Origin of the sequence: Mitsuaria sp. GD03876 (genome assembly GCF_029840635.1) — a bacterium.
Classification (GTDB): Bacteria; Pseudomonadota; Gammaproteobacteria; order Burkholderiales; family Burkholderiaceae_C; genus Roseateles.
Window position 1 is genome coordinate 53872 of sequence record NZ_JAOCCU010000012.1, and the last position, 19406, is coordinate 73277.

The 19406-nt window shown below is 70.3% G+C and carries 19 protein-coding genes and 2 tRNA genes; 8 read left to right on the forward strand and 13 right to left on the reverse strand.

The window, feature by feature from the left end; translation table 11 throughout:
- Positions 1–10: 10 nt before the first annotated feature.
- From secF to N5D62_RS09650, 5 genes are all read right to left on the reverse strand, one after another.
- A complete protein-coding gene (gene secF / locus N5D62_RS09630; RefSeq protein WP_279757502.1) occupies positions 11–1045 on the reverse strand; it encodes a protein translocase subunit SecF in 1035 nt (344 codons plus the stop codon).
- 40 nt (positions 1046–1085) lie between these two features.
- Positions 1086–2987, reverse strand: coding sequence for a protein translocase subunit SecD (gene secD, locus N5D62_RS09635; protein WP_279757503.1), 1902 nt, complete (start codon positions 2985–2987; stop codon positions 1086–1088).
- A gap of 147 nt (positions 2988–3134) precedes the next feature.
- Positions 3135–3464: a preprotein translocase subunit YajC gene (gene yajC, locus N5D62_RS09640; protein WP_279757504.1), complete on the reverse strand. Its 330-nt coding sequence runs from the start codon at positions 3462–3464 to the stop codon at positions 3135–3137.
- Between the two features lie 288 nt (positions 3465–3752).
- Positions 3753–4304, reverse strand: coding sequence for a hypothetical protein (locus tag N5D62_RS09645; protein WP_279757505.1), 552 nt, complete (start codon positions 4302–4304; stop codon positions 3753–3755).
- 191 nt (positions 4305–4495) lie between these two features.
- Complete coding sequence (locus tag N5D62_RS09650; RefSeq protein ID WP_279757506.1) at positions 4496–5521, reverse strand: DMT family transporter; 1026 nt, start codon at positions 5519–5521, stop codon at positions 4496–4498.
- A 100-nt stretch (positions 5522–5621) separates the two neighbouring features.
- Here N5D62_RS09650 and N5D62_RS09655 point away from each other — a divergent pair, with 100 nt between their 5' ends.
- Both N5D62_RS09655 and N5D62_RS09660 read left to right on the forward strand, forming a co-directional pair.
- Positions 5622–6518, forward strand: coding sequence for a LysR family transcriptional regulator (locus N5D62_RS09655; RefSeq protein WP_279757507.1), 897 nt, complete (start codon positions 5622–5624; stop codon positions 6516–6518).
- Complete coding sequence (locus N5D62_RS09660) at positions 6515–8212, forward strand: glycine betaine ABC transporter substrate-binding protein (RefSeq protein ID WP_279757508.1); 1698 nt, start codon at positions 6515–6517, stop codon at positions 8210–8212. Before N5D62_RS09655 ends, N5D62_RS09660 begins: the two co-directional genes overlap by 4 nt.
- 24 nt (positions 8213–8236) lie before the next feature.
- On the opposite strand, the gene N5D62_RS09665 is transcribed toward N5D62_RS09660, so the two are convergent.
- Positions 8237–9166 (reverse strand): HDOD domain-containing protein, encoded by a 930-nt coding sequence (locus tag N5D62_RS09665; protein ID WP_279757509.1) that lies wholly within the window; start codon positions 9164–9166, stop codon positions 8237–8239.
- Between the two features lie 403 nt (positions 9167–9569).
- Between N5D62_RS09665 and N5D62_RS09670 the strand changes: the two genes are divergently transcribed.
- A complete protein-coding gene (locus tag N5D62_RS09670; protein ID WP_279757510.1) occupies positions 9570–10043 on the forward strand; it encodes a VOC family protein in 474 nt (157 codons plus the stop codon).
- A 139-nt stretch (positions 10044–10182) separates the two neighbouring features.
- On the opposite strand, the gene N5D62_RS09675 is transcribed toward N5D62_RS09670, so the two are convergent.
- From N5D62_RS09675 to N5D62_RS09690, 4 genes are all read right to left on the reverse strand, one after another.
- Positions 10183–10914 (reverse strand): ABC transporter ATP-binding protein, encoded by a 732-nt coding sequence (locus N5D62_RS09675; protein ID WP_279757512.1) that lies wholly within the window; start codon positions 10912–10914, stop codon positions 10183–10185.
- A 1-nt stretch (position 10915) separates the two neighbouring features.
- Positions 10916–12676 (reverse strand): branched-chain amino acid ABC transporter ATP-binding protein/permease, encoded by a 1761-nt coding sequence (locus N5D62_RS09680; RefSeq protein WP_279757584.1) that lies wholly within the window; start codon positions 12674–12676, stop codon positions 10916–10918.
- 91 nt (positions 12677–12767) lie between these two features.
- Positions 12768–13802 (reverse strand): branched-chain amino acid ABC transporter permease, encoded by a 1035-nt coding sequence (locus tag N5D62_RS09685; RefSeq protein WP_279757513.1) that lies wholly within the window; start codon positions 13800–13802, stop codon positions 12768–12770.
- Positions 13803–14088: 286 nt separating this feature from the next.
- On the reverse strand, positions 14089–14646 hold the full coding sequence (locus tag N5D62_RS09690) for a GAF domain-containing protein (protein WP_279757514.1): 558 nt from the start codon (positions 14644–14646) through the stop codon (positions 14089–14091).
- A 297-nt stretch (positions 14647–14943) separates the two neighbouring features.
- Here N5D62_RS09690 and N5D62_RS09695 point away from each other — a divergent pair, with 297 nt between their 5' ends.
- A complete protein-coding gene (locus N5D62_RS09695) occupies positions 14944–15183 on the forward strand; it encodes a hypothetical protein (protein ID WP_279757516.1) in 240 nt (79 codons plus the stop codon).
- Between the two features lie 76 nt (positions 15184–15259).
- On the opposite strand, the gene N5D62_RS09700 is transcribed toward N5D62_RS09695, so the two are convergent.
- Entirely contained in the window at positions 15260–15820 is a 561-nt protein-coding gene (locus tag N5D62_RS09700; protein ID WP_279757517.1) for a thymidine kinase, read from the reverse strand.
- Positions 15821–16021: 201 nt separating this feature from the next.
- Here N5D62_RS09700 and N5D62_RS09705 point away from each other — a divergent pair, with 201 nt between their 5' ends.
- The 4 genes from N5D62_RS09705 to selD all read left to right on the forward strand — a co-directional run bounded on the left by N5D62_RS09705 (position 16022) and on the right by selD (position 18943).
- Positions 16022–16225: a hypothetical protein gene (locus N5D62_RS09705; protein WP_279757519.1), complete on the forward strand. Its 204-nt coding sequence runs from the start codon at positions 16022–16024 to the stop codon at positions 16223–16225.
- Positions 16226–16355: 130 nt separating this feature from the next.
- Complete coding sequence (locus tag N5D62_RS09710) at positions 16356–17186, forward strand: ProQ/FinO family protein (protein WP_279757520.1); 831 nt, start codon at positions 16356–16358, stop codon at positions 17184–17186.
- A gap of 24 nt (positions 17187–17210) precedes the next feature.
- Positions 17211–17858, forward strand: coding sequence for a DTW domain-containing protein (locus N5D62_RS09715; RefSeq protein ID WP_279757521.1), 648 nt, complete (start codon positions 17211–17213; stop codon positions 17856–17858).
- Positions 17859–17869: 11 nt separating this feature from the next.
- Entirely contained in the window at positions 17870–18943 is a 1074-nt protein-coding gene (gene selD / locus N5D62_RS09720; protein WP_279757522.1) for a selenide, water dikinase SelD, read from the forward strand.
- 120 nt (positions 18944–19063) lie between these two features.
- Here the strand turns inward: selD and N5D62_RS09725 are convergent.
- Positions 19064–19140: transfer RNA gene (locus N5D62_RS09725), tRNA-Met, on the reverse strand.
- Positions 19141–19263: 123 nt separating this feature from the next.
- Positions 19264–19340, reverse strand: a tRNA-Met gene (locus N5D62_RS09730).
- Positions 19341–19406 lie beyond the last annotated feature (66 nt).

Genomic DNA, 19406 nt, shown 5'->3' on the forward strand with positions numbered 1-19406 from the left:
GACGACTCTACTACACCACCGCGCCAGCGTTGGGGTCGTCCGGGTCGCCCTGCTTGGCGGGGCCGGCCTTGACCAGGTCCTCGCGCTTGACGCCCAGCCACATCGCGATCGCCGCGGCCACGAAGACCGACGAATAGATGCCGAACAGGATGCCGATGGTCAGCGCCACCGCGAAGTAGTGCAGCGTCGGGCCGCCGAACAGCAGCATCGACAGCACCATCATCTGCGTCGAGCCGTGCGTGATGATCGTGCGGCTGATCGTGGACGTGATCGCGTGGTCGATGATCTCGTGGGTGTTGAGCTTGCGGTACTTGCGGAAGGCCTCGCGGATCCGGTCGAAGATGACCACCGACTCGTTCACCGAGTAGCCCAGCACCGCCAGGATCGCCGCCAGCACCGCCAGCGAGAACTCCCACTGGAAGTAGGCGAAGAAGCCCAGGATGATCACCACGTCGTGCAGGTTGGCGATGATGCCGGCCACGGCGAACTTCCACTCGAAGCGGAAGGCCAGGTACAGCATGATGCCGACCACCACGCAGATCAGCGCCCACGCGGCGTCGTGCGCCAGCTCGGCGCCGACCGACGGGCCGACCACCTCGCTGCGGGTGAGCTTGATCGGCTCGGCGGTGCCCACCGAGCAGGCCTGGCGCGTCACGGCCTCGCCCTGGGGCGTGACCTCCTGGTGCTCGACGACCTTGCCGGTCTCGGCCTTGCACAGCTCGGTGAAGACGCGGGCGACCAGCACGTCCTGCTTGACGTCGGGCTTGACCGGCAGCCGGATCATGACGTCGCGCGAGGTGCCGAAGTTGGTCACCTGGACTTCGCCGAAGCCCATCTGCTCGACGATGTGCCGGGTCTTGTTGATGTCCGCGGCCTGGGCGTACTGGGCCTCGATGACCGTCCCGCCGGTGAACTCGATCGAGAAGTGCAGTCCCTTGGTGACCAGGAAGAACACCGCGGCGATGAAGGTGATGAAGGAGATCGCGTTGAGGATCAACGCGTGCTTCATGAACGGGATGTCCCGCTTGATTCGGAAGAATTCCATGGCTTGTGCGCTCTCTGCTAGCTTCTGACGGCCGGAGCCTTCAATTCGCCTCGGCCGTGTCGGCGGCGGCATCCGCCGCGCCGGTCGTGCCGGGCTTCCACACGGTGCCGATGGACACCGACTTCAGACGCTTGCGGCGGCCGTACCAGAGGTTGACCAGCGCGCGCGAGAACATCACCGACGAGATCATCGAGGTCACGATGCCCAGGCAGTGCACGACGGCGAAGCCCTTGATCGGGCCCGAGCCGAAGGCCAGCAGCGCCAGGCCGGCGATCAGCGTGGTCACGTTGGAGTCCAGGATGGTGGCCCAGGCGCGCTCGTAGCCGGCGTGGATCGCCTGCTGCGGCGCGAGGCCCGCGCGCAGTTCCTCGCGCACCCGCTCGTTGATCAGCACGTTGGCGTCGATGGCCATGCCCAGCACCAGCGCGATGGCGGCGATGCCGGGCAGGCTCAGCGTGGCCTGCAGCATCGACAGCACGGCCAGCAGCAGCAGCAGGTTGAAGCCCAGCGCCACCGCCGAGAACACGCCGAACATCATGTAGTACAGGCACATGAAGATCGCCACGGCGACGAAGCCCCAGGTGACCGACGCGATGCCCTTGTCGATGTTGTCCTTGCCCAGCGACGGGCCGATGGTGCGTTCCTCGATGATCTCCATCGGGGCGGCCAGCGAGCCCGCGCGCAGCAGCAGCGCGGTGTCGCTGGCTTCCTGCGCGTTCATGGCGCCGCCGGTGATCGAGAAGCTGTTGCCCAGTTCGCCGCGGATGACCGGGGCGGTCACGACCTGGCCCTTGCCCTTCTCGAACAGGATGATGGCCATGCGCTTGCCGATGCTCTCGCGCGACACGTCCTTCATGATGCGGGCGCCCTTGGCGTCCACCTTCAGGTTGACCGACGGGTTGTGGTTCTCGTCGAAGCCGGGCTGGGCGTCGTTGAGGTTGTCGCCGGTGAGCACGACCTGGCGCTTGACGATGATGGGCGCGCCGCCCTTCTCGGTGAAGCGCTCGGTGCCGAAGGGCACCGGGCCGGTGCCGGCCAGCGCGGACTGCGCCTCGGCGCCGTCGTCGACCATGCGCAGTTCCAGCGTCGCGGTGCGGCCGATGATGTCCTTGGCCTTGGCGGTGTCCTGCACGCCGGGCAGCTGCACGACGACGCGGTCGCGGCCCTGCTGCAGGATCACGGGCTCGGCCACGCCGAGCTCGTTGACGCGGTTGTGCAGCGTGGTGATGTTCTGCTTGATGGCGGCGTCCTGCACGCCGATCACCGCCTTGGCCGTCAGCGAGCCGGTCAGGCGCAGTTCGGTGCCGGCGCCGGAGGGGACCCAGGCGAAGTCGGGCACCTGGTCGCGCAGCAGGTTCAGCGCCTGCGTGCGGGTGGCTTCGTCGCGGAAGTTGATCGCGACGTCGTTGCCTTCGCGGCTGATGCCGGCGTGGCGGATGTTCTTGTCGCGCAGCATGGTGCGGACGTCGGCGGCCATCGATTCGGCCTTCTTCGTCAGCGCGGCCTTCATGTCGACCTGCATCAGGAAGTGCACGCCGCCGCGCAGGTCCAGGCCCAGGTACATCGGGAACGCGTGCAGCGCAGTCAGCCATTGCGGGCTGCGCGAGACCAGGTTCAGCGCGACGATGTAGGTGGGATCGGACGTGTCGTCGCCGTTGAGGGCCTTGGCGATCGCGTCCTTGGCCTTGATCTGGGCGTCGGTGTCATGGAACCGGGCGCGGATCGAGCCCGCCTCCAGGTGCACGAAGTCGGGGGTCACGCCGGATTGGGCGATCGCCTGCTCGACGCGCTGGCGGGTGGCGTCGTCGACCCTGACGGTGACCTTGGCGCTGGACACCTGCACCGCCGGCGCTTCGCCGAACAGGTTGGGCAGCGTGTAGACCAGGCCGACGAGCAGCGCCACCAGCAGCAGCGCGTACTTCCACAGCGGATAACGGTTCATGAGGAGGTCCTCTGCAAACCAGGCGCCTTGCCGGATCGTGGCCGGCGGGCGCCTCTGAAAGCGGACCCGGCCGGTGCGTGGCACGGGCCGGGTCTCAGGGAAGGCGCCGGCCGCGGGGCGTGGCGCATTCCGGATGGGGGGCTCGAGTTACTTCGAGACGGTGCCCTTAGGCAGGACCTGCACGACGGAGGTGCGCTGGACCTGGATCTCGACGCCGGAGGCGATCTCGACGGTCAGGTACTGCTCGCCGATCTTGGCGACCTTGCCGAGCATGCCGCCCGCGGTGATGACCTCGTCGCCCTTGGCCAGGGCCTCGACCATCGTCTTGTGCTCCTTCTGGCGCTTCATCTGGGGGCGGATCATCACGAAGTACATGACGACGAACACGGCCACCAGCGGCAGCATCTGCAGGAAGCCGCTGGTCGGGTCCGCCGAGGCGGCGCCCGCGGTCTGGGCAAAAGCGTTGGAAATAAACACGTCGGTATCCCTCAGGAAAGGCGTTGGCGCAGGCCCGTGAGCCCGGGCGCCGCGCGGGACGGGACCCGCGCGTACGAAAGAACCTGCGATTGTATGCGGCCCATCCGGCCGGCCCGGCGCCCGCCGGACGCGGATTTAACTGGGGTTGACCCCTGCAAAGTCAACCTGGGACGCTCCCGCGTCCCCGGTAAAGGGCGGCATCGCCCACCCGCTGGCCCGCTTCCCCCGGATCGGCCGGATCGGCCGGATCGGCGGATCCGTGAATCGGCGGCTCCGGTGAACGGCGGATCAGCGGATCCGGATGCGGGCGGTGCTGATCTGCGTGCTGCCGTCGGGCAGCGGCTTCATGGACACGACACGGAGGTCCTTCGGCAGCCCGACCTTGTAGAGCTGGCCGCCGGTGTCGGGCTTGTCGTTGTCGCAGGTCAGCGGGCCGCCGTCCTTGGGCTTGCCGCGCGGGGCGTCGGCGGCGCCGCAATCCAGCGGCGTGCCGTAGCGGGCCAGCGCGCGGCGGTAGAAGCGGCCGACGCGCTCGATGTCGTCGCGGCTCTGGAACTTGCCCGCCGCCAGGTGCATGCCGAACACCCCGCCCCACAGGCTCATCTTCACGCCCGACTTGTCCTCGTCGCGCTCCTTGTAGGCGACGGCGCCGGGGTACAGCGGCGTCTCCAGGTCGACGCCGTCGGCCTTGGCGTCGAAGGTGATGCCGGCGCCCTCGCGATCGATGTCCGGCGTCGAGGCCGGCTGCGCGCACGCGCCCAGCGCCAAGGTGACGGCGCCGAGCAGCAGCGCGCCGCGGCGCAGGGGGGCAACGGGTGGGCGGTGGGCGGACGTGGACATTCGGGGCTCCCTGGTTCGGTGAATGCGGCGCACTCTACGAACCGGCGCGACGGGCGGCGGCCGCCGGGCGACGGACTGCGCGCCCGGGCGGACAGGACGCACGGGCGGCGGAATGCCGGGAATGGCCTCGAGTGCGAAGAGGGAGCGTCGGCCGGTTTGATCCGGGCAGACCCGGCCCTCGCGTGGGCCGTTCAGGCCCGACGCCTGAGCGTCCACAGCGCGGCGGCGATCAGCCCGACGCCGGCGATCTGCGCGACGCTCAGCGCGCGGCCGTAGACCAGCCAGTCGACGAGCACCGCCGTGCCCGGGTAGACGAACTGCAGCACCGCGATGCGGCCGGTGCCCAGCCGCGCCATGCCGGCGTACAGCACGACGTACGCCAGCCCGGTGTGCAGCACGCCGAGCCCGGCGAGCCAGCCCCAGGCCGGGCCGACGGCCGGCAGCCCGTGCATCAGCGGCCAGGGCAGCAGCACGAGCGTGCCCACGACGCACTGCCCCGCCGACAGCGCGAAGGAGCCGGCGCGGTCCGCCTCGACCTTGGCGATGAAGCTCGCCGCGGCGTAGCTCACCGACCCCGCCAGGCACATCAGCACGCCGGTGGCGTAGCCCGGCAGCTGCATGGCCGCGTCCGCCGCGCCGACCTCGCCGAGCAGGCCGTCCGCGATGCCGGTCGCCAGCGCGAGGCCGGCCAAGGCCACCGCGGCGGCGATCCATTGCGCCCTCGAGACGCGTTCGCGCAGCCAGAACGCTCCCATCGCCATCAGCCAGAACGGCTGCACGTGGAAGACCACGGTCGACACCGCGATCGAGCAGCGCGGAATCGCCGCGAAGAACAGGCCCCAGTTCAGCACCGTCAGCGCGCCGACGGCGAGCACCGCGCCCAACGCCCGGCCGCGCAGCCGCGCGAGTTCGCCCAGTTGTCCGCGCGCGGCGCCCCAGGCCAGCAGCGCCGCCAGGCCGAACACGCACCGGAACCAGACCGTCGTCGCCGGATCCTGGCCCGCCTCCTCGACGAACACGCCGATCGTGCCGAGCAGGAGTCCGCCGCCAACCATCAGCGCCTGCCCCTCGCGCAATCGCTGCGACACGCCACCGGCGTGCGATGACGAAGGGAGCCCTGGTGAAGAGACGGTGGCGGAAGCGCTGGCAGCGGTGGCCGCGGCGGCGGCGGCGGCGGCGGTGGACGAGTGCACCGTGGACGAGGCGGGAGACGACATGCCGCCGAGTCTGCGGCGCGGTCATGTTTCAGCAAAGCGGATCCTCGTCACGCTTAGCATCACGAAATCGAATGGTGGCCCGATGGGGCCGGAGGACCCGATGCCCTCGACCGATCTTCAACTGGACTGGCTGCGCGCGTTCGTCGCGGCGGTGGACGCGGGGTCGCTGACCGCGGCGGCGCATCAGGTGCACCGTTCGCAATCGGCGCTGAGCATGCAGATCGCGAAGCTGGAGCTGGCCGTCGGCCGGCCGGTGCTGGTGCGCACGCCGCGGCGCATGGACCTGACGCCGGCGGGCCGCGAACTGCTGGGCCATGCACGGCGGTTGATCGCGCAGCACGACGAGGCGGTGCAGGCCTTGCAGCGCGAGACGCTGCAGGGGCGGCTCACCGTCGGCGTGCCGGAGGACTACGCGGTGCCTTACCTGACGCCGGTGCTGCGCGACTTCGCCGGCCGTCACACCGCGGTGGAGTTGACGCTGGTGTGCCAGCAGTCGACGGTGCTGATCCCGCGGCTGGCGCGCGGCGAGATCGACGTGGCGGTCGTCACGCGCGATCGCGCGGGGCGCGGGCAGGCGTTGTTCGACGAGCCGCTGGCGTGGTTCGGCGCGCCGCGCTTCGAGGCCTGGCGGCAGACGCCGCTGCCGGTGGCGGTGTACGAATCGGGCAGCCTGGCGCGCAAGGCGGCGCTGTCCGCGCTGGCGGCCTTGCGGCGGCCGTACCGCATCGTGTGCGACAGCGCCAGCCCGGCGGGCATGCTGGCGGCGGTGGAGAGCGGCCTGGCGATCGCGCTGTTCACGCGCTGCAGCGTGCCCGAGGGGCTGGAGATCCTCGACGAACGCCACGGCCTGCCGCCGCCGGGGTCGCTGCCGGCGATGTCGGTCGTGCTGATGCGCAGCAAGGCCTCGGCGGGCTCGCCCGCGGCGGACGCGTTCGCGAGCCAGGTCTTGCGCACGCTGGCGCGCGGCCGGAGCGGCTCGACTATGCTGCGCCGATGACGACGCCCCGCTGGCTGCGGCCGCTTTTCCTCCTGCTGGCCGGTGCCGCCGCGCTGTTCGCCGGATCGGGCGCCTGGGCCGCGGAGCCCCTGCGCATCGGCTCCAAGCGCTTCACCGAGAGCTACATCCTGGCCGAGGTCCTCGCGCAGACGGTGCGCGCGAAGGCGCCGTCGACGGCGGTCGAGGTCCGGCAAGGCCTGGGCAACACGGCCATCGTCCACGCCGCGCTGAAGGCCGGCAGCATCGACGTCTATCCCGAGTACCTCGGCACGATCGAGCGCGAGATCCTCGGCCATCCGGGCACCGGCGCGCCGCTGGCGCAACTGCAGGCGGAGCTGCGTCCGCTGGGGCTCGCGATCGGCGTGCCGCTGGGGTTCAACAACGGCTACGCGCTGGCAATGCGATCGGCGCAGGCGCGCGAGCTCGGGATCACGGCGCTGTCGCAGCTGAAGGCGCATCCGGCGCTGCGGCTGGGCCTGAGCAACGAGTTCCTCGGCCGCGCCGATGGGTGGCCCGGCCTGTCGAAGCGGTACGCGCTGCCGCAGTCGCCGACGGGGCTCGATCACGGGCTCGCGTATCGGGCGCTGGCCGACCGGCAGATCGATCTCACCGATGTCTACACGACCGACGCGCAGATCGCCGCGCTCGAGCTGACGGTGCTGGCCGACGACGCGCGCTTCTTCCCGCGCTACGACGCGGTGCTGCTGTATCGGATCGACCTGCCGCAGCGCCATCCCGAGGCGTGGTCGGCGCTGCGCACGCTCGAAGGCCGCATCGACGAGGCCGCGATGATCGCGATGAACGCGCGCGCCGAGGTGCGCAAGCAGCCGTTCGACGCGATCGCCCGCGAATTCCTGGCTGGCTTGCCGGCTGGCGGCGGACCCGCATCGGTCGCGGCATCCACGGCCGCTTCGGCGCCCGGGTCCACGTCCACGTCCACGTCCACGTCCACGTCCGCCTCTGCCTCTGCCTCTGCGTCGGCGTCGGCGTCGGCGTCGGGAACAGCGATCGAGTCGCCGGCTTCCTCGACCGGCGCGATCTCGGAGGCGCCTGCCTCCCGGACCTCCGGTCTGTGGGCGCGGCTCACTGGACCGGACCTGGGACGCCTGACCGTGCAGCACCTGACGCTCGTGCTGGGGGCCGTCGCGCTGGCGGCGCTGGTCGGCGTGCCGCTGGCGGTGGCGCTGCACCCCTGGCCGCGCTGGCGCGAGGCGCTGCTCGCCGTCTGCGCGCTGCTGCAGACGGTGCCATCGCTGGCGATGCTCGCGCTGCTGATCTGGGCGATGAACCGGATCGGCCCGGTGCCGGCGCTGGTCGCGCTGACGCTGTACGCGTTGCTGCCGGTACTGCGCAACTGCACCGTCGGCCTCAGCGAGGTGCCCGAGGGCCTGACGACCGCGGCGAAGGCGCTCGGACTCACGCGCGGCCAGGTGCTGCGCTCGGTGCAGTTGCCGCTGGCGCTGCCGGTGATGCTCGCCGGCCTGCGCACCGCCACCAGCCTCTCCGTCGGGACCGCGACGATGGCCGCCTTCATCGGCGCCGGCGGGTACGGCGAGCGCATCGTCACCGGGCTCGCGCTGAACGACCAGACGCTGCTGCTGGCCGGCGCGCTGCCGGCGGCGGCGCTGGCGCTGCTGTTCGAGGGCGCCTTCGGCGCGATGGGCTGGGCGCTCGCGCGAAGCCGCGGCGGTTAGCACGCGGCGGCTAGAACGCAGCGGCTAGGAGGCGGCGGAAAACTCGCGATCGAGGTCCGCGTAGCAGCGTTGCTGCGCGGCGGACCAGTCGCCCAGTTGGGCCGGCTGCAACCCGGGCTGCATCAGCTGGCGCAGCGCGACCGACTGGGCCAGCCACACCAGTTGCGCCAGCACCGCCGATTCCGCGCCACGGCCGGGCCGGGGCGCGAGCGCCTCCGCCACCTTCGGCGGGAAGCCCCAGTGCTCGACGATCTGCGCGGACCAGGCGGCGGTCAGCGGCCGCAGCTGGCGATGCAGTCCCTCGCGGTCCAACGGCGGCACCGACGGCGCGGACATCCCGTCCAGCGCGCGCAGCAGCGCCATCAAGCCCAACTGCGAGCTCAAGCCCGCCAGGTAGGCGGCGAACTCGTCGTCGCCGGCGTTGGCCAGGCGAAGCGTCGCGAAGGCGGTGCGCTCGCTGAGGTCCCACAGCAGCGTGCCGGCGCGCGCGGCGTGACGGCCCTGGCCCTGATGGAAGATCGGCCGCAGCGCGATGCTCATCACCAACTGGTTCAGGCCCTGCTGGCCGAGCACCATGACGGCGCCGGACAGGTCGGTGATCTCACGTTCGGTCCGATAGCGCGGCGAGTTGGCCAGGCGCATCAGCTCGCCCACCAGGCTCGGGTCACGCGACAGCAGCTGCACCAGCTCCGAGCCCGACACGTCCTCGCGACGCACCAGGCGCATCAACTGCGGCAGCACCGCGGGCAGGCGCGGCAGCAGGTCGGCCCACTGCGAGCCCTTCTGCGCCTGCAGGCGCTGCATCAGGGCCTGCTCGCCGGACGACGGCGGCACGTCCTTCAGGCGCGACAGGGCGAGCAGCCGGGTGCTGAACTGGAGCCACTCGGGCGAGGCCTCGAGCGTGGGGGAGACGAACTCACCGCCGGTGTAGACGGCGGTCTGCGTCGACCCCATGCCGGGGCCGCGCGAGTGGGCGGAGCCTGGCGGCTGGGAGGGCAGTGCCGGCACCGGCGGGCGGGATGAGGGCGATGTCGCGCCCGATGGCGGCTTGGACGGCGCCGCCATGCCCGAGGCTCCGCCGGTCGACTTCGCGTCGGCGGACCCGGTGAGCAGTTTGCGGAGGGATGACAGCAGCGCCATGGTCGGGAGGGTCGGCGGATTATGGTGGTCCGGTCCGGCGCTGGTGTTTCGGTGGCGTCACTACCCTCCCCCCGATTCGGGGTGGGAAAGCTACGGCCGGTGAGACGCCGTCCAGCCTTTCACGCCATGGCGAAGCGAAGTTGTGGGGAGCTTGTCGAATTCAGTGCCGCTCGTCCGTCGTGGTGATGTGTCCTACCCACCACCGATGGAGATTGCGATGACTGCTTCCGTTCCTGCCGTGCCGGCCGCCAATGGCGCGACGCCGTACCTGACGATCCGCGGCGCTGCTGCCGCGATCGAGTTCTACCAACGGGTTTTCGATGCCAGGGTCGAGCTTCGTCTGGATGCCCCGGATGGGGTGATGCATGCCGAGCTGGTCGTTGGCGGTGCCAAGTTCATGTTGACCGAGGAGCGCGCGAGCTGTGGCGCCCTGAGCCCGCTGAGCCTGAATGGCTCGGCGGTCTGCGTCGTGGTTTACGTGCCCGATGTCGATGCCACCGTGAAGGCGGCGGAGGGTGCGGGTGCCAAGGTCGAGATGCCGGTGGCCGACCAGTTCTGGGGCGACCGCATGGGTCAGATCGTCGATCCGTACGGTCACAAGTGGATGGTTGCCACCCACAAGGAGGATGTTTCCGAAGCGCAGCTCAAGGAGCGCCTGGCAAGGATGTTCGCCGAAGGCCAACCCCACTGAGCACCGAGCGCGCTTTCCAGAGCGTCTCGGATCACGACGACCGGGTCCCCTTTTCGGAAGTCAAGGAAGGAATTCGGCTGCCAATAGGCAGCCGAAGGGGGGACATGGAGAAAAGGGGACCCGGTCGGAGTGATCGTGCTCAGTGTTCCTTGCGTGAGGCCCCGAGGTAGGTCTCGATGACACGCGGGTCCTTGGCCAGATCGGCCGCCTTCCCTTCGAGCGCGATTTCCCCGGTCTCCAGCACGTACCCATAGTCGGCGACCTCCAGCGCAGCGCGGGCGTTCTGCTCGATCAGCAGGATCGAGACGCCCGCCTCGCGCAGCTGGGCGACGATGCGGAACACCTCCTTGACGATGAGCGGCGCCAAGCCGAGGCTGGGCTCGTCGAGCATCAGCAGCTTGGGCCGCGCCATCAACGCGCGGCCGACCGCGAGCATCTGGCGCTCCCCGCCGGACAGTGTGCCGGCGAGTTGCGCACGGCGTTCCTTCAACCGCGGGAACAGCGCATAGACGCGCTCCAGCTCATCCCGCCAGCCCTTCACCCCCAACCGCATCGGCCGGAACCCGCCGAGCACCAGGTTGTCCTCCACCGACATCGTGGTGAACAGCTCGCGTTTCTCGGGCACCAGGGCGAGGCCCTTCATCACGCGTTCCTCGAGGCCGAGGCCGTTGACGTCCTCGCCGTCGAAGAGCACCTGCCCGCGCGCCGGCAGCACGCCCATCAGCGCGTTGAGCGTGGTGCTCTTGCCCGCGCCGTTGGGCCCGATCACCGTCACCACCTCGCCTTCGCGCAGCCGCAGGTCCAGGCCCGTGAGCACCTCGGCGCGGCCGTAGCCGGCATGCAATCCGCTGACCTTCAACAGCTCGCTCATGTCAGTGTTCCGTTCCCAGGTAGGCCGCGCGCACCTCGGGGCTGGCCTGCACTTCGGCCGGCGTGCCCTCGATCAGCTTGGTCCCGAATTCCATCACCACGATGCGGTCGGTCAGTCCCATCACGAAGTCCATGTCGTGCTCGACCAGCAGGATGCTCATGCCCTCGGCGCGCAGCTGGCGCAGCACGGCTGCCAGCGCCTGCTTTTCCTTGTGGCGCAGGCCGGCGGCGGGCTCGTCGAGCAGCAGCAGCGACGGGTCGCTGCACAGCGCGCGGGCGATCTCCATCAGCCGTTGCGGCCCGAGCGCCAGGTTGCCGGCGAGTTCGTGCAGGTGGTCTTGCATGCCGATGCGGCGCAGCTGCGATTCGGCCTCGGCGAACAGGCGTTGCTCCTCGGCGCGGTCCATCCGCAGCATCGCCCGCGCGGTGCCGCTGCGCGAGCGCAGGTAGCCGCCGAGCGCGACGTTCTCCAGCACCGTCATGTCCGGGATCATCTTGACGTGCTGGAAGGTGCGCGACAGCCCCAGCCGCGCGATCCGCCGCGACGGCAGCCCGGTGATCGGCTCGCCGGCGAAGCGCAGTTCACCGGAGGTCGCGGGCAGCACGCCGGAGACCAGGTTGAAGGTGGTCGACTTGCCGGCGCCGTTGGGACCGATCAGGCCCATGATCTCGCCGGCGCGCAGCTCGAAGCTGACGTCGTTCACCGCGACCAGGCCGCCGAACTGCTTGCGCAGCTTCTCGACCTTCAGCAGCACCGATCCCGCGGCCGGCTTCGGGCGCGCGGCCAGCGGCGCGGCGCCGTCCCAGTCCCGCGCGCGCGGCCGGGCCGGCCACCAGCGCGACAGCGCCGCCTGCAGCGTCGGCCACAGGCCCTTGGGCGCGTACTTCAGCATCAGCACCAGCACGACGCCGAGCACGATGATCTCGAAGTTGCCGTTGCTGCCGAGCAGCCGCGGCAGCAGCTCCTTGAGCTGGTCCTCGATGATCTTGAACACGCCCGCGCCGACGAAGGCGCCCCACACGCTGGACACGCCGCCGACGACGGCCATGAACAGGTACTCGATGCCCATCTTCAGGCCGAAGGGGCTTGGGTTCACCGTGCGCTGCACGTGGGCGAAGAGCCAGCCCGAGATCGCCGCCAGCAGCGCCGCGATCAGGAAGACGATGACCTTGTAGCGGAAGGTCGAGACGCCCATCGATTCGGCCATCACCGTCGCGCCGCCGAGCGCGCGGATCGCGCGGCCGGGGCGCGAATCCAGCAGGTTGCGCACGGCGATCGCGCCGAGGATCGCGAACAGCCAGATCAGGTAGTAGATCGCGCGGCCGTCGGCCAGGCTCATGCCGAACAGCTCGATCGCCGGCACGCCGAGCAGGCCGTCGTACTTGCCCAGCGACTCCATGTTGGCGATCGTGAAGTTCAGGCTGAGCGCCCAGGCGATCGTCGCCAGCGGCAGGTAATGGCCCGACATCCGCAGCGTGATCAGCGCCAGCACCAGCGCGATGGCCAGCGTGATCGCCAGGCCCGCGGCCAGCCCGATCCACGGCGACAGCCCGTAGCGCGCGCTCAGCAGCGCGGTCGTGTACGCGCCCACGCCGACGAAGGCGGCCTGGCCGAAGGAGGTCAGCCCGCCGACGCCGGTCAGCAGCACCAGCCCGAGCGCGACCAGCGCGAACATGCCGATGTAGTTCAGCTGGGTGATCCAGAACTCGGGCACCGGCAGCAGCGGCAGCACCGCGATCGCGGCGAGCAGGATCGCCGGCACGATGCGGCGCGACCAGGGGCTCGCCGAAGGTGCCGCGGGCACGGAGGAGGACGGGGACGACGCGTTCACGGTGGCTCGTTCGGAGGTCACGTCAATGCTCCTCATGGTGCGGATCGCGCCAGCTGCGCCACAACAGCACCGGCAGGATGGAGGTGAAGACGATGACCTCCTTGAAGGCGCTGGCCCAGAAGGAGCTGAACGATTCGATCAGGCCGACCAGCAGCGCGCCCAGCGCCGCGCCGGGGTAGCTCGAGAGTCCGGCGAAGACCGCGGCGACGAAGCCCTTGAGGCCGATCAGGAAGCCGCTGTCGTAGAAGATCGTCGTGGTCGGGCTGATCAGGATGCCGGACAGCGCGCCGATGAAGGCCGCCAGCGTGAACGACAGCCGGCCCGCCGAGGTGCTGGAGATGCCCATCAGCCGCGCGCCGAGCCGGTTCACCGCGGTCGCGCGCAGCGCCTTGCCATAGAGGCTTTTCTCGAAGAACAGCCAGAGCCCCAGGATCAGCGCGGCCGAGGCCATCACGATGATCAGCGTCTGGCCGGAGAACATCAGCGGTCCGGCCGTGTAGCTCGCGTCCCAGAAGCTCGGATTGCGCGAGCCCTCGGCGCCGAAGAACACCAGGCCGAGCCCGGTCAGCGCGAAGTGCACGCCGACCGACACGATCAGCAGCACCAGCACCGAGGCGTCGGCCAGCGACTGGTAGGCCAGGCGGTACAACAGCCCACCCATCGGGGTGACCACCGCCAGCGTGAGCAGCGCCTGCGCCACCAGTGGCAGCTTCATCGGCGCCAGCCACATCGCGCACAGCCCGATCGCGACGCCGGGCAGCGCGCGGAGCGCGATCGGCGCCAGTTCGGCGCCCAGGCGGCCGGCACGCGCGGCGGCGACCAGGTCCAGCACCGCGGCCAGCAGCGCCATCGCGATCAGGAAGTGGACCGTCAGCGGCGTATGGCCGAGCTGCAATCCCGCCAGCGTCAGCGCGCCGAAAGCGACGAACTCCCCCTGAGGGATGAAGATCACGCGGGTGACCGCGAACACCAGGACCAGGGCCAGCGCCAACAGCGCATAGATCGCGCCATTGGTGACCCCGTCCAGCACCAGGATGCTTGCAATCGCCCCGTCCACCTTGTCTCCTGTCGTGGTGCCGGGCGGAAGCCGTTGACCTCGCGCCGCCGATGCATGCCGGCGGCGTCGCGGCCGCTCCGAAGGCCTTCGCCCGGGGGTTGGTCGTCATGCGACGTTCGGCGACGACTCTAGCGGCAAGCCTTCCGGCCTCCGTCAGTGGATGCCGCATTGACTTTTCGCAAAACATTAACCGACCGGTCGGTCGAAGTTGAGGCTGAAAGCTGCGCGGGATGGGGCGTGCCGGGTCGGGCGACCGGCGCGGCTCAGGCGGCGTGGCGCCTGGTCGTCAGACGGCTTCGAGCTCGTGCCGCAGCGCGTGCAGGTGCAGGCAGGCCTTGGCGGTGGCGCGACGCAGGTCGAGTTCCTCGCGCTTGGTCCAGACCCGGGCCTCGTCGCGCTGTCCCAGCGCGATCACGCCGACGGTCCGGCCGTTGATCTGGCCGCTGACGTCCAGCATCGCGCGCCAGGTCGGCGGCGGCTGCAGGGCGCTCAGGCGGGGATCGGTGTGGGCGTCGTCGCAGGCGAACACGCCGCCGGTCAGCAGCGCGCCGAAGTAGCCCGCGTAGGCCCGCTGTTCGCAGACAGGACGTTGCCCGCTGGGGCCGTCGACCGCGTGCGCGCCGAGGCAGCGCAGGCGGTACTCGCCGGGTTCGCCGTCCAGCAGCCACAGGCTCGCGTGCGAGCTGCGGAAGTAGTCGCACAGCGCCTCGCTGACGGCGATCGCGTAGCGCTCGGCCAGTTCGCCCACGGTCTCCAGGCCGCTGTCACGGCTCTCGGTGGCCGGCCATTCCATGTCCTGGCTGGCCGCTCTCATGGCGGCAAACAGCCCTTCGATCTTGTCCATCGACGCGCTCGCTCCCTGTGTCCTTGTCATTGACGCCACGGTGAAACGGCGCGGCGCGCATTCTAGGTGTTTTCCCTAGACGATGCCTAGCCACCCAGGGGCTGTGTTACATGCCCGCCAGCGAGACAAATGTCCGTTGCCGCCGATTCGGGCGACCTTCGCGCGAGGTCATTAGCGATGCCCCGGTACGGGGACGGTCCGGCTTATAGGAAAATACGGGTTTCGCCGTCTGCCCCTGGGGGGAACTTGGGGCATCCGGCGCCGCATTTCATACTCTTATTCAGGATCAGGATCAGCGTGGCCAAGGAAACGACCAAGACGACCATCGAAGCCGATGGTTTGCGCTATCGCTCTAAAGCTCCCGGTTCGCCGTTCGCGGCGACCTCTTCGTTCGGCGCGGCGACCATGTCGTGCTTCCTATGCGGCAAGCATCGCCCGCGCGCGCTGCTGAAGTCCCGCAAGCTGCTGGGCAAGTCCCAGCCAGTCTGCGCGCCGTCCTGCAAGGAACTGGAAGAGCAGCTGGCGACGAAGAAGTAAGTCCCGGCTCACGCGGCGTCCGCGTCCGGCCAAGGCCGGCAACGGACGCCGCGGTCTCTTTTTCAGGTCGTCCGCGTCAGGACGCCCTGAAACAGCGTCCGCAGACCGCGCGGTAACGGGAGTTGCCGCCGATCTCCACCTGCGCGCCCTCGGTCAGCTTGCGGCCCGAGGCGTCCACGCGCATGTTCATCGTCGCCTTGCGGCCGCAGTCGCAGATGGTCTTCATCTCGTCCATCTCGTCGGCCAGCGCCAGCAGCGCCGCCGAACCGGTGAACAGTTCGCCGAGGAAATCGGTCCGCAGCCCGTAGCAGATCACCGGCACGTGGCGCATGTGCGCGATCTCGTGCAGCGACCAGACCTGGTCCTTGGAGAGGAACTGCGCCTCGTCGACCAGGATGCAGGCGATCGCCGGCGACTGCGTGATCAGCGCGCGGAAGTCCGTCTGGGCGTTGAACACCTCCGCCACCCGCTGCGGGCCCAGCCGCGAGGTGATGAAGCCCTTCCCGTAGCGGTCGTCGACGCCGGCGGTGAACAGGCGCACCGCATGGCCGCGCTCCTCGTAGTTGTGCGCCACCTGCAGCAGGGCGGTCGACTTGCCGGCATTCATCGCGGCGTAGCGGAAAAACAGTTTGGCCATGGTCCTCGGGCGCCCGGGCCGCCGGGCAAGCGGGCGATTGTCGATGCAAAAGCCGCCGTTCGTCGGACGGTGCTTTCACCCCCGGGCAAGCGATGTAGCGCGCCGTCACACGCCCTACCTAATATGGATCGCGAGGGAATCGATGTGCCGCCGGGACACGACCCCGCCGGCGCGAACAAGAGCGCCAAGCAAAGCGAGACCATGAGCAAAGACACCTGCACCGCCGTTCGGGAAGACGGCCTGCGCTACGCCTCCAAGCTGGGGGGGTCGCCGTTCCAGGGTAGCGGCCAGACCCGTTCCTGCTTCAAGTGCGGGCGGCACCGTCCTCCGAGCAGCTTGCAGTCCAAACGCATCCTGGGCCGGACCGAACTGGTCTGCAAGCCCGCCTGCGAACCCAAGACCTGATTCCCCCTCCCCGGCGGGCCCCCTCAGGCAGGACGGGCGCCCGCCGTCGATCGGCGCGAATTGCCACGCCCGCGCGGCTATGGGCACAATCCCCCTTTTTCCCGAAGGCCGGCCCCGCGCCGCTTGATGCATGTCCTCCAGCACCCCGCCGCAAGGCGAAGTGACCTCCCCCGAGTCCCCCGATCCGAAGGCCCCCGCCGCTGACACGACGCTGTCGGCCGCGACGCCCGACGTGGCCGCGCCCGAGACCGCCGCGCCCCAGGAGGCGCCGGACACCGCCGCCGCACCGGCTGGCGCCGAGGCCAAGGCCGAAGGCCGGGTCGACGTCCAGGCCGTCGCCGCGAAGCTGAAGGAGCTCTTCCCCGCGCTGTTCGCCGGCGGCGCCAAGCCGCTGAAGCTGCGCGTCCAGTCCGACATCCAGCAGCGCGCGCCGGGCCAGTTCACCAAGGCGCAGCTGTCGGCCTTCCTGCGCCGCTACACCGGCGGCACCGGCTACCTGATCGCGCTGACCCGGGCCAAGACGCGTTTCGACCTCGATGGCCAGCCGGCCGGAGAGCTCAGCGACGAGCATCGCAACGCCGCCCAGGAAGAGCTGACCCGCCGCCGCGGCATCACCGAGGCGCGCCGTGCCGAGGAAGACCGCGGCCGCCATGAACGCGCGCAACTGCTGCGCGACTTCTCGCGCACCACGCTGACGCCGGCCAACTTCTGCGCGCTCAAGGGCATGACGCAGGAACAGCTGGATGCCCAGCTGAAGCTGGCCCGCGAGGAAGAAGCCCAGCAGCCGCCGCGCCCCGAGCGCAACGATCGCCCGCCCCGTGGCGGCGATCATCGTCGCGGCGGTCCGCGTGGCGAGGGTGGCCCCGGCCAGGGCCCGCGCGGCGATCGCGGCGACCGCCCCAGACGCGACGGCCAGGGCCGTCCGAACGACGGCCGCAAGCCGCAGCGCCCGGCGCGCTGACGGCCTCCTGACCCGCTCCCGCCGATGGCGGCCTCCTCGGGTGATCCGGGCGGCCGTCCGATCGGCCGGCGCCCCCTTTGCGAAGGCTGTCGCCGGCCGCTCGCCGGCTGCTGGTGCGCCTGCGTCCGACCGGTCGAGAACCGGTCGGCGCTGTTGATCCTCCAGGATCCGCAGGAGGCCGGGCAGGCCAAGGGCACCGCCGCGCTGCTGGCGCGCTGCCTGGCCCGCGTGAGCCTGCGGGTCGGCGAACGCTTCGACCCGCCCACCTCCACCGCCAACCTCGTCCTGCTCTATCCGGAAACGCCTGGGGACGCGACCCTGGCCGCGCCGGGCGCGCTGGACGTCGCGACCCGAAACGACGGCGAACCGCTCACGCTGGTCGTGCTCGACGGCACCTGGCGACGCAGCCGACGGCTGCTCCATCTCAACCCCTGGCTGCTGACGCTGCCCCGCTTGTCGCTCGAGACGCCCCCGCCTTCGCGCTACGCGATCCGCCGCGCGCAGGGGCCGGCGCAACGCAGCACGCTCGAGGCCTGCGCGCTCGCGCTGGCCACGCTCGATGGCGATCCGGCGCGCTACCAGCCCCTGTGGCGGGCGATGGACGATTTCGTCGCCCTGCAGCAGCGCCTGGCTGACGCCCCTCCCCCGCGCGATGGAGGCGGTGCGCGGTAAGCTGCGCCGCCATGAACGCCACCACCTCCTCTTCCCCCACCGCTGAACCGCGTCTGACCTCGCTGTCGCATGGCGGTGGCTGTGGCTGCAAGATCGCCCCCGGCGTGCTGTCCGAGATCCTCAAGGGCACGAGCGCGCTGCCGGTGCCGCCGGAGTTGCTGGTGGGCATCGAGACCGCGGACGACGCCGCCGTCTATCGCCTCAACGACGAGCAGGCGCTGATCGCCACGACCGACTTCTTCATGCCGATCGTCGACGACCCGCACGATTTCGGGCGCATCGCCGCGACCAACGCGATCAGCGACGTGTACGCGATGGGCGGCACGCCGATCCTGGCGCTCGCGCTGGTCGGCATGCCGATCGGGGTGCTGAGCACCGCGACGATCGGCCGCATCCTGGAAGGCGGCGCCTCGGTCTGCCGCGAGGCCGGCATTCCCATCGCCGGCGGCCACACGATCGACTCCGTCGAGCCGATCTACGGGCTGGTCGCGCTCGGCCTGGTCCACCCGTCGCGCGTGAAGCGCAACGCGGACGCACGGGCCGGCGACGTGTTGGTGCTGGGCAAGGCGCTCGGCGTCGGCGTGATGTCGGCGGCGCTGAAGAAGGGGCGGCTGGACGATGCGTCGTATGCGCGCATGCTGGCTACGACGACGAAGCTGAACACGCCGGGGCCCGCGCTCGCGGCGCTCGACGGCGTGCATGCGCTGACCGACGTGACGGGGTTCGGGCTCGCGGGGCACGCGCTGGAGATCGCGCGGGGCTCCGGATGCTCGGTGGAGATCGATTGGGGGTCGGTGCCTCTGCTCGACGGCGTTCGCGCGCTGGCGGCGGAGGGCTGCGTGACCGGCGCCTCCGGCCGCAACTGGGCGGCGTACGGCGCGGAGGTGGCGCTCGGCAGCGGTCTGCCGGCCGACACGCAAGCGCTGCTCAGCGATCCACAGACCAGCGGCGGGTTGCTCGTGTCGTGCGCGCCGGAAGCCGTCGACCAGGTGCTTGGGGTGTTCGCGCAGCATGGCTTCGGCGCCGCGGGGGTCGTGGGCCGTGTCGTCGCTGGCGGCGAGGGTCCGAAACTGCGCGTCGATTGAACCGGGGCCGAGCGGCCGGCAGGCGCGGCGCCCACACGGCGGCGCCGCGACCTGGTAGGCCAGCCTGCCAACGCGCGTCGGAAAAAACAAAGGGCCCTCGCGTGAGGGCCCTTGTTCGATTGGTTGCGGGGGCAGGATTTGAACCTACGACCTTTGGGTTATGAGCCCAACGAGCTACCAGACTGCTCCACCCCGCGGCTGTGGTGTGTGGCGACCGATTCGAGGTCGGTCCGCCGATGTTGCCGATTCGATCGCACGTGGCCGAAGCGCATCGTGTCGATCTCATCAGCCGCGCCGTCCTGGGACGACGCTCGATGTTCTGGTTGCGGGGGCAGGATTTGAACCTACGACCTTTGGGTTATGAGCCCAACGAGCTACCAGACTGCTCCACCCCGCGATCGAAGAAAGAGAGTGTAGCACGGAATGGACGGTCGTCTCAACTTTCGACGACAGTCCTCGCAAG

Excerpts from the sequence above, each read along its gene's own strand:
- N5D62_RS09645 (WP_279757505.1), bottom strand. The coding sequence starts at position 4,304 with ATGTCCACGTCCGCCCACCGCCCACCCGTTGCCCCCCTGCGCCGCGGC.
- N5D62_RS09715 (WP_279757521.1), top strand. The coding sequence starts at position 17,211 with ATGGCGGCCTCCTCGGGTGATCCGGGCGGCCGTCCGATCGGCCGGCGC.
- secD (WP_279757503.1), bottom strand. The coding sequence starts at position 2,987 with ATGAACCGTTATCCGCTGTGGAAGTACGCGCTGCTGCTGGTGGCGCTG.
- N5D62_RS09690 (WP_279757514.1), bottom strand. The coding sequence starts at position 14,646 with ATGGACAAGATCGAAGGGCTGTTTGCCGCCATGAGAGCGGCCAGCCAG.
- N5D62_RS09705 (WP_279757519.1), top strand. The coding sequence starts at position 16,022 with ATGAGCAAAGACACCTGCACCGCCGTTCGGGAAGACGGCCTGCGCTAC.
- N5D62_RS09700 (WP_279757517.1), bottom strand. The coding sequence starts at position 15,820 with ATGGCCAAACTGTTTTTCCGCTACGCCGCGATGAATGCCGGCAAGTCG.
- N5D62_RS09665 (WP_279757509.1), bottom strand. The coding sequence starts at position 9,166 with ATGGGGTCGACGCAGACCGCCGTCTACACCGGCGGTGAGTTCGTCTCC.
- N5D62_RS09650 (WP_279757506.1), bottom strand. The coding sequence starts at position 5,521 with ATGTCGTCTCCCGCCTCGTCCACGGTGCACTCGTCCACCGCCGCCGCC.
- N5D62_RS09675 (WP_279757512.1), bottom strand. The coding sequence starts at position 10,914 with ATGAGCGAGCTGTTGAAGGTCAGCGGATTGCATGCCGGCTACGGCCGC.
- N5D62_RS09660 (WP_279757508.1), top strand. The coding sequence starts at position 6,515 with ATGACGACGCCCCGCTGGCTGCGGCCGCTTTTCCTCCTGCTGGCCGGT.
- secF (WP_279757502.1), bottom strand. The coding sequence starts at position 1,045 with ATGGAATTCTTCCGAATCAAGCGGGACATCCCGTTCATGAAGCACGCG.
- N5D62_RS09670 (WP_279757510.1), top strand. The coding sequence starts at position 9,570 with ATGACTGCTTCCGTTCCTGCCGTGCCGGCCGCCAATGGCGCGACGCCG.
- N5D62_RS09655 (WP_279757507.1), top strand. The coding sequence starts at position 5,622 with ATGCCCTCGACCGATCTTCAACTGGACTGGCTGCGCGCGTTCGTCGCG.
- N5D62_RS09710 (WP_279757520.1), top strand. The coding sequence starts at position 16,356 with ATGTCCTCCAGCACCCCGCCGCAAGGCGAAGTGACCTCCCCCGAGTCC.
- selD (WP_279757522.1), top strand. The coding sequence starts at position 17,870 with ATGAACGCCACCACCTCCTCTTCCCCCACCGCTGAACCGCGTCTGACC.